Raw genomic sequence first — 7,700 nt, forward strand, 5'->3', positions numbered from 1 at the left:
TCCAGAATCCCAAACATCACCCGCCGACGATATATTTGGACCAAAATGCCGAGATCGGCATCACGAAGAGTAGTGCCGGCAGCAGATTAGCCACGGGAAAAGGCTTGATGCCGCAGATCCGGAAACCGGTGGCGAACATGATGACGCCCCCGCAAGCGGAAAAATCGGCGACCATCTCCGGCGTGGTGAACGGAAGGATCTGCCGCGCGCCCAGCAGAAGACAAAATTGGATGGCGCACTGCGGAATGGCGATGACTGCCACCGAATAGCCCAAGGTGGTGGCGAAGATTGCCGATGTGAAAAGATCCAGCAGCGCCTTGGCCATCAGCAGGGATGAGTCGTTGGTCATCCCTTCCGTCATCGAACCGAAAATTCCGGTTCCCGAGGCGCAAAAAAGAACCACCAGCGCCACGAATTTCTCCAGGAACTCCTCCTGCGTGAGCGTCGTCTCGCGGGCCGGAAGCACGGCTTCGATAAGCCCCCGCGCCTTGATGGAGACCCGTTGAATCGTCCGTTCCAGGGAAAGAATCTCGCCGATCAGAGAGCCCAGCAATAAGGCGAGGATCACGGCGGGAATGAGCTTGATCTTGATGATGAGCGCAATACCCAGCGCCATCGAGGCGGCGCCGAAGGTCATGGGGAGAGCGCTGCGGATTCTTTCGGCGATCCGTTCGCCCAGAAAAGCACCGACGATGCTTCCGACGATGATGGACGAGCCGTTGACGATGGGACCGATCATAAAGTTCCTCTGCGGCAGCATGGCAAAAATACGCCCGGCCGACCGGACGCGTTCGACGTGCCGATATGCCTTGGCCACCCGCGAGGCAGAGTCCTGCCGGAAAGCGGACAGGAAGGAAGACAATCCCAGCAGGTCCGGCGAAAGCCCTTAACCCCCAAATGGTCGGGATGCAAGCTCCGGAACTGACGGATACCCCGCATGCCCCCGTTTTGCGCCTGCCCGCGCCGGAGCGACGTCTCCGAGGCATATCTCCTCGCCCACCGGGACTGACAGCTTTCTGACAGGTTCGCCCTCGTAGGATGACGGAAATAGCCCGCGAAGACGGGCAGACCGCAAGAACGAGGAAACACCGCCCCGCTCACGAAAACCTCAATCGATCGATACGCCGGTCCGGAGCATCCGGAGTGTCGAGACGCGACCGGCAGAGCTGTTCCGGCGCGTCCCGCACTAAAAAAGAAAGCGCCAATGGAGATTGGAAATGTCGACACCTAGCAATGCCTCAACCGAAACCATGCCGGAGATCGCCCTGTCTTCCTCGGGAAGCCCGGCCAAAGAGAAATTCTGGCCGCATGGATGGTGGAAGATCTTCGACTTCAAGATCGGCATCGTGCCTCTGCCGATCTATTTCGTCCTGATCGCCCTCCTCGCCGCCTTCATCCATATCGGCAACGGCAAGCTGTCTTCCGACATCCTCGTCTCGATCGCCATTCTCGCGGTGGGCGGCTTCACCTGCGGTGAAATCGGCAAACGCCTGCCGATCATCAAAAATCTCGGCGCCGCGGCCATCTTCGCGACCTTCCTGCCGTCCTATCTGGTCTATGCCCATCTGCTGCCCGATCCGGTGGTCGTCTCGACCAAGGAATTCTTCAAGGCCAGCAATTTCCTCTATCTCTACATCGCCTGCATCATCGTCGGCAGCATCGTCGGGATGGACCGGCAGGCCCTGATCCGGGGCATCGTCAAGATCTTCGTGCCGCTGGCCTGCGGCGTGGTGGTCGCGGCCTGCGCCGGCACCCTGGTCGGGACCCTGCTCGGCCTGGGCACCTACCACACCTTCTTCTATATCATCGTCCCGATGATGGGCGGCGGCGTCGGCGAAGGGGTGATTCCGATCTCGATCGGCTATGCCCTGATCACCGGTGGCGAGCAAGGGGCCATCCTGGCCGAAATCCTGCCGATGGTGATGATGGGCAGCCTGAGCTGCATCATCTTCTCGGGCCTGCTGAACCATCTCGGCATGCGCAGGCCAGATCTGACGGGCAATGGCCGCATCACCGCGGATGGCGAGCAAATCGGCGACATCAGGGCCGCCGTCGGCGGCGTGGTCGATCCCGCCGTCATCGGCGCCGCCGGCGTCACCGCGGTCGCTCTTTATCTCATCGGCGTCCTCGGCCAGAAGCTGTTCGACTTCCCGGCCCCGGTTTCCATGCTGTTCGTCGCCTTCCTGATGAAGGCCACCAAGGCGGTGTCGCCGCAACTGCAGCAGGGCGGCCAGGTCATCTCGAAGTTCTTCGCGACCTCGGTCACCTATCCCTTGCTGTTCTCGGTGGGCGCCTCGATCACGCCTTGGGAAAAACTGACCTCGGCCTTCACGCTGCTCAACATCATCGTCATCGTCTCGACGGTGGTGGTGCTGATGGCGACCGGCTTCTTCGTCGCCAAACGCATCAAGATGTACCCGATCGACGTGGCGGTGGTCTGCTCCTGCTCGGCCGCGCAGGGCGGAACCGGCGACGTCGCCATTCTGTCGGCGGCCAACCGCCTGCAGTTGCTGCCGTTCTGCTCCATCGCCACCCGTCTGGGCGGCGCCAGCGTGGTGACCATCGCCCTGATGTTGATGAAAATCCTTCACTGATCCCTGGTTCTGCCAGGGAAAACCGGCGACGCCGCCCGGGGGCTCTCCCCTGAACCCGGGCGGCGGAGCGCCATGACATCCCCCACCCCCTGAGGAACGCCGATGACGCTTGTATGGAACGTGGAATATTTCCTGGGTATCCCCGAGATGGATGCGGAGCATTGCCGCATCATCGAAATGATCAACCGGCTCGACGACGCCAGGGGCCGTGCTGACGCCCTGCCCACCGCCTGGCGGATCGTCAACGAACTGGCCGATTACATCGCCCTTCATTTCACGCACGAGGAATCGTTGATGGAGCGTTCGGGCTATGCCGATCTGCCCTCCCATCGCGAAGCCCATCGCGCCTTCGAGGAACGGGTCGAAGACCTGCGCTCCCGCGCCAATCTGGAAAACGGCGAAGTGCGGGCTCTTTTGCAGCAATGGCTTGAGGAGCATATTCTGAAGATCGATCGCGCCTATGTGCCGCATGTGCAAGACTGGCAGGATCGCCGCATCGGAGATGGCGGCGGCCAGTAACTCATGACGGCGCCGGGAAGAGCGGTTGCCGTGGAGGAATGACGAGGGCGCATGCGGATCTTGCTCGTTGAGGACAATGTCGAACTGGCGAACTGGATTGCCAAGCTGCTGCGCAGCGACAATTTCGCCGTCGATTGCGTCTATGACGGCGAGGATGCCGACCACGCCCTCCGGGTCCATGAGTTTTCGCTGGTCATCCTCGACCTCTCCCTTCCCAAAATGGATGGATTGGAGGTTCTGCGCCGGCTGCGCCAGCGCAAGAACACCGTTCCGGTCATCATCCTGACGGCGAACTCCAGTCTCCGCGGCAGGGTGAGCGGGCTCGACGAGGGGGCCGACGATTATCTGGCTAAACCTTTCGAGATCGCCGAATTGGAGGCGCGCATCCGCGTCCAGTTGCGGCGCGCCAACAACCTGGCGACACCGACCATCAGTTACGGCGACATCACGTTCGATCTCAGAACCCGCGAGTTCTCGATCGGCGACAAGACCCTGACCCTGACCCCGCGCGAGCACGCGGTCCTCGAATTCCTCATCCACAAGGCCGGCAAGACGGTCAGCAAATCGCAGATCTGCGACAATGTGTTTGATTTCGATGATGAGGCCGACCAGAGTGCGATCGAGGTTTATGTCCACAGATTGCGCAAGAAAATCGAGGGAAGCGGCGTCCAGATCAAAACGTTGCGCGGCCTCGGCTATGCCCTTCAATGCAATGAAGATCGAGAGCCTTAGAACCCATCTTCTGTTCTGGTTGCTGGCCCCGCTCGCCGGCGTGGTTCTCGTCAATGTCTTCAGCAGCTATCTGGCCGCCAGCAACACGGCCGACATGGTCACCGACCGCACCCTGCTGGCCTCGGCGACCACCATCGCCGAGGAAATTTCGGTGATCGACGGGGTCATCGACGTCCAGATCCCTCCCGCCGCCATCGAGATGTTCAACACCGGACATGGCGATCTGGTCTTCTACAGCGTGCGCACGCGCAACGGTCAACTGCTCGCCGGCTATCCCGACGTCCCGGCCCCGAATCCGCATGAGCCGGGCGCGCATCCGGTTTTCTACGAAGGCGCCTATCGCCAGCGGCCGCTGCATCTCGTCGCTCTCACCCATCCGATCATCGGCGCCCCGGAGGAAAGCCCGGTCACCGTTCTGATCGGACAGACCCTGAACAGCCATGACGAGCTGATCATCGATCTGCTGCGCGGGTCGATCGAACAGCAGGTGATCCTGCTGGCCGTCGCCGCCGCCCTCGTGCTGATCGGGTTCAGCCGCGGCCTGGCGCCGCTCATGCGGCTGCGCGACGCGGTTTTGGACGACAAGCGCGACGCCTTGGCCCCCTTGCCGACGACCAGCGTGCAGACCGAACTCCGCCCGCTGGTCGAGGCCTTGAACGAATACAAGCGGCGCGTTCGCGCGCAGATGGACGCGCAACGACGCTTCATCGCCAACGCCGCCCACCAGATCAAGACGCCGCTGACCCTGCTGATGACCCAGGCGGCCTTCGCCGAACGGGCGAAAGCCGCCGGCGAACGCAAGGAGGCGCTGAGCGCATTGCAAAACAGCGCCCGTCAGTTCGCCCATATGGTCAACCAGCTTTTGACCCTGTCGCGGGCCGAGCCCGGCGCCCGGCGCCCCCGTCACGAACGCGTCGATCTGGCCGAAACGGCGCGGCTGGTCCTTGAGGAATTCTCAGGCGTCGCCCTGTCCCGCGAAATCGATCTGGGCTTCGAACAGGCCGAGGAAAAAACGATCATCGTCGGTGATGAAACCATGCTGCGGGAAATGATCGTCAATCTGGTCGACAACGCGCTGCGCTACACCCCGGTTGGCGGCTCCGTCCTGGTCAGCATCGGTCGTCAGGCGGAAATGTGCGTCCTGACCGTGGCCGACAACGGCCCGGGCATTCCGCCCGACGAGACCCCCCGGGTCTTCGAGCGCTTCTACCGGGTTCTGGCCAATGGCGGCGAGGGCAGCGGACTGGGCCTCGCCATCGTCCGCGAGGTCGTCGCCGCCGCCGAAGGACAGGTGACCCTGCGCCCCCCCCCCACCGGCCATGGATTGATCGTCGAGGTGAGAATCCCGGGGCCCGTCGAGGAAAATTCCGGCGGGTGATCCCCACCCCGATGGCGGCCGATACCGGTGAACAGGTCAGACCAAGGAGGCGCCGGCATCAGTTCTTCTCGGAAGCGGCGAGGGTTTTTTCGGCGGCGTCGACGAATTCGGTGGTGTAGGTCTGGCGCAAGTCGATTTCCTTTTCCCGCAGGGCCTTGCTGAAGGACGACAGAACCTTGAGGGTGGTTTCCGGACAGCCGGAAGGCATCCGACCGTCGGCGGTGAACATCGCCTTGCTTTCGGAGAGACGCTCGACATAAAGCGGCTTGTCGCCTTCGAAATAATCATTGGGCAACTGATCGGCGATTTCGGCGGCGCCGTGCGCGGCGATATAGTGCATCGCCCGAACGAAGGCCATGGCGAGTTTCCCCGCCTCTTCCCTATGCGCCGACAGCCAGGAGGCGCGAACGTAGAACGCGGCGCCGGGGTAACAGCCGCCGATGACCGCCCAGGTCGATTCCGGCGTGCGCAGGTCGATCAGCACCTTGGCCCCGGTCGTCTTCAGCAGACGGCCGGCGGTCGGTTCCGTCGTCATCCCGGCATCGATCTTTCCTTGTTTCATCGCCTCGATGAAACGGTTGCCCGCCTCGAAGGGAATCATCCGGTAGTCGCCGAACTTCAGCCCATTCAAATGGGCGATGTAGCGCGTCAGGAAATCCGTCGACGACCCCAACCCGGCGACGCCCAAACGCAATCCCTTGAGCTGCGAGGCCGAGGTGATCCGCTCGGCCAAGGGTTCGGCCACCAGTTCCACCTCGCCCGGCGCCCGGGCGAACTGGACGAGGGAGACGACGTAATTGCCGCGCCCCTGAAGGGCGATCGTATGGTCGTAGAAGCCCACGACCCCCTGGGCCGCCCCGGTCAGAAGCTCGTTTTGCGCCTCGACCCCGGCCGTGGCGTTGAGCAGCCTGACGTCCAGCCCCTCGTCGGCGAAATATCCCAGGCGCTCGGCCAGAATGGCCGGCAGATAGATCTGCTTTTCCAATCCACTGACGATGATGGTGATGGGAGTGGAGGCTTCCACCGGCACAATCGACAGACCGCCGGCAACGATCAGCGCAAGGACACGCAAAAGGCGAGGGAACAAACGAAACTCCTTCGTCTGGATGGGCCCATTCCCCGGCGCGGCACAGCTTATCTCCGCAAGCGGCATCAGGGTATCGGCGGGGAGAATACAGCGCGAAGAGCGCCTCGGGAAGCGATGAACGGAACCGGGATCCCCCGGATGAAAGCCAGATGAAAGCTGAGGCGCTCTAGCCTTTCGGAAAATCGACAAGCGAAGCTGGCGGATCCGCCGTCTTCATAAAAACGAATCGGGTGGACTTAAAGTTCCTTCAAAATCCATCGCCATGCCGAATATCCCCTCCCGGAAAGATGGCGACCGGCCCGCTCTCCGCGAGGGACCCGGCAACGGCCGCAAGGGTGATTTTTCTTAAGAGGCGATCATGAAGCTGGTAAGTTTTGCCACCGGAAAACAAAAGAGCTATGGCCTCCATACGGCCCATGGCATCGTTGATGTCGGCCGGCATTTGAGAGAACGATTCCCCGATATCAAAACTCTTTTGTCCAACGGCGGCCTTGCCGAGGCGGCCAAATTCGAGAAGAACGCGCCCGACTACCGGGAGCAGGATCTGGTCTTTCTGCCGACCATCGAACAGCCCAACAAGATTTTCTGCGTCGGCATGAATTACGCCGAAAAACGTCAGGAATTCGGCGAAACCAACAACGCCCCCACCCTGTTCATCCGTTTCCCCGATTCGCAGACCGGTCATGCCTGCCCGGTCCTGAAGCCCCGCCACACCGACGAATTCGATTACGAAGGCGAATTGGCGGTGATCATCGGCAAGGCCGGACTGGGCATCCCTGCCGCACAGGCCTACGAGCATGTCGCCGGCTATAGCTGCTACATGGACGGGTCCGTGCGCGATTGGCAGCATAGCTGGTTCACCGCCGGCAAAAACTGGCGCCAGACCGGCGCCTTCGGTCCCTGGCTGGTCACCACCGACGAGATCCCCGATCCCCACACCTTGTTCATCCGGACCTTCCTCAACGGCCAGATGGTGCAGGACGACAATACCGCCAACATGGTTCACCGGATCCCCGAACTGATCGAATATATCAGCACCTTCAGCGCGCTTTCCCCTGGCGACGTGATCATCACCGGCTCGCCCGGCGGCGTCGGCAAGAAGCGCACCCCGCCGCTCTTTCTCAAGGAAGGCGATCTGATCGAGGTGGAAATCGAGCGGATCGGCCGGCTGAGGAACGTCATCCTTCGGGACGCCGCGGTCGCCTGACGGACCTCCGCGCGGGCGGGAAGGCGCGAATGCCGCCCGCCCCCATTCTTTGATCAAGGACACCCGTCCCGTGTTCGACGATTTCGATTTTTACCCTGTAGACCCGTCGAGCGAGGTTTCGCTTCGCGGGGAGATCCAGACGCTTTTGCGCAAGAGCGGCCTGGATTACGAGGATGGGATCGA

7 protein-coding genes are annotated in these 7,700 nt (G+C 61.9%); 5 read left to right on the forward strand and 2 right to left on the reverse strand.

Features of this window, described 5'->3' with window-relative positions:
- Nucleotides 1–16: 16 nt before the first annotated feature.
- On the reverse strand, nt 17–739 hold the full coding sequence (locus CWS72_RS20885; protein ID WP_101252591.1) for a DUF554 domain-containing protein: 723 nt from the start codon (nt 737–739) through the stop codon (nt 17–19).
- 478 nt (nt 740–1,217) lie between these two features.
- Here CWS72_RS20885 and CWS72_RS20890 point away from each other — a divergent pair, with 478 nt between their 5' ends.
- The 4 genes from CWS72_RS20890 to CWS72_RS20905 all read left to right on the forward strand — a co-directional run bounded on the left by CWS72_RS20890 (nt 1,218) and on the right by CWS72_RS20905 (nt 5,223).
- Nucleotides 1,218–2,594, forward strand: coding sequence for a 2-hydroxycarboxylate transporter family protein (locus CWS72_RS20890; RefSeq protein WP_101252574.1), 1,377 nt, complete (start codon nt 1,218–1,220; stop codon nt 2,592–2,594).
- Nucleotides 2,595–2,696: 102 nt separating this feature from the next.
- A complete protein-coding gene (locus CWS72_RS20895; RefSeq protein ID WP_101252575.1) occupies nt 2,697–3,113 on the forward strand; it encodes a bacteriohemerythrin in 417 nt (138 codons plus the stop codon).
- A gap of 51 nt (nt 3,114–3,164) precedes the next feature.
- The gene (locus CWS72_RS20900) at nt 3,165–3,845 is read left to right on the forward strand and encodes a response regulator (RefSeq protein ID WP_101252576.1); all 681 of its coding nucleotides are present in this window, start codon (nt 3,165–3,167) and stop codon (nt 3,843–3,845) included.
- Nucleotides 3,811–5,223 (forward strand): sensor histidine kinase, encoded by a 1,413-nt coding sequence (locus CWS72_RS20905; RefSeq protein WP_199175849.1) that lies wholly within the window; start codon nt 3,811–3,813, stop codon nt 5,221–5,223. Before CWS72_RS20900 ends, CWS72_RS20905 begins: the two co-directional genes overlap by 35 nt.
- Nucleotides 5,224–5,281: 58 nt before the next feature.
- On the opposite strand, the gene CWS72_RS20910 is transcribed toward CWS72_RS20905, so the two are convergent.
- On the reverse strand, nt 5,282–6,310 hold the full coding sequence (locus CWS72_RS20910; protein WP_199175851.1) for an ABC transporter substrate-binding protein: 1,029 nt from the start codon (nt 6,308–6,310) through the stop codon (nt 5,282–5,284).
- Nucleotides 6,311–6,668: 358 nt separating this feature from the next.
- On the opposite strand from CWS72_RS20910, the gene CWS72_RS20915 reads away from it, so the two are divergent.
- Nucleotides 6,669–7,517, forward strand: coding sequence for a fumarylacetoacetate hydrolase family protein (locus CWS72_RS20915; RefSeq protein ID WP_101252579.1), 849 nt, complete (start codon nt 6,669–6,671; stop codon nt 7,515–7,517).
- Nucleotides 7,518–7,700 lie beyond the last annotated feature (183 nt).

Origin of the sequence: Telmatospirillum siberiense (assembly GCF_002845745.1) — a bacterium.
GTDB lineage: Bacteria > Pseudomonadota > Alphaproteobacteria > Rhodospirillales > Magnetospirillaceae > Telmatospirillum > Telmatospirillum siberiense.

Excerpts from the sequence above, each read along its gene's own strand:
- CWS72_RS20885 (WP_101252591.1), bottom strand. The coding sequence starts at position 739 with ATGATCGGTCCCATCGTCAACGGCTCGTCCATCATCGTCGGAAGCATC.
- CWS72_RS20905 (WP_199175849.1), top strand. The coding sequence starts at position 3,811 with ATGCCCTTCAATGCAATGAAGATCGAGAGCCTTAGAACCCATCTTCTG.
- CWS72_RS20900 (WP_101252576.1), top strand. The coding sequence starts at position 3,165 with ATGCGGATCTTGCTCGTTGAGGACAATGTCGAACTGGCGAACTGGATT.
- CWS72_RS20895 (WP_101252575.1), top strand. The coding sequence starts at position 2,697 with ATGACGCTTGTATGGAACGTGGAATATTTCCTGGGTATCCCCGAGATG.
- CWS72_RS20890 (WP_101252574.1), top strand. The coding sequence starts at position 1,218 with ATGTCGACACCTAGCAATGCCTCAACCGAAACCATGCCGGAGATCGCC.
- CWS72_RS20915 (WP_101252579.1), top strand. The coding sequence starts at position 6,669 with ATGAAGCTGGTAAGTTTTGCCACCGGAAAACAAAAGAGCTATGGCCTC.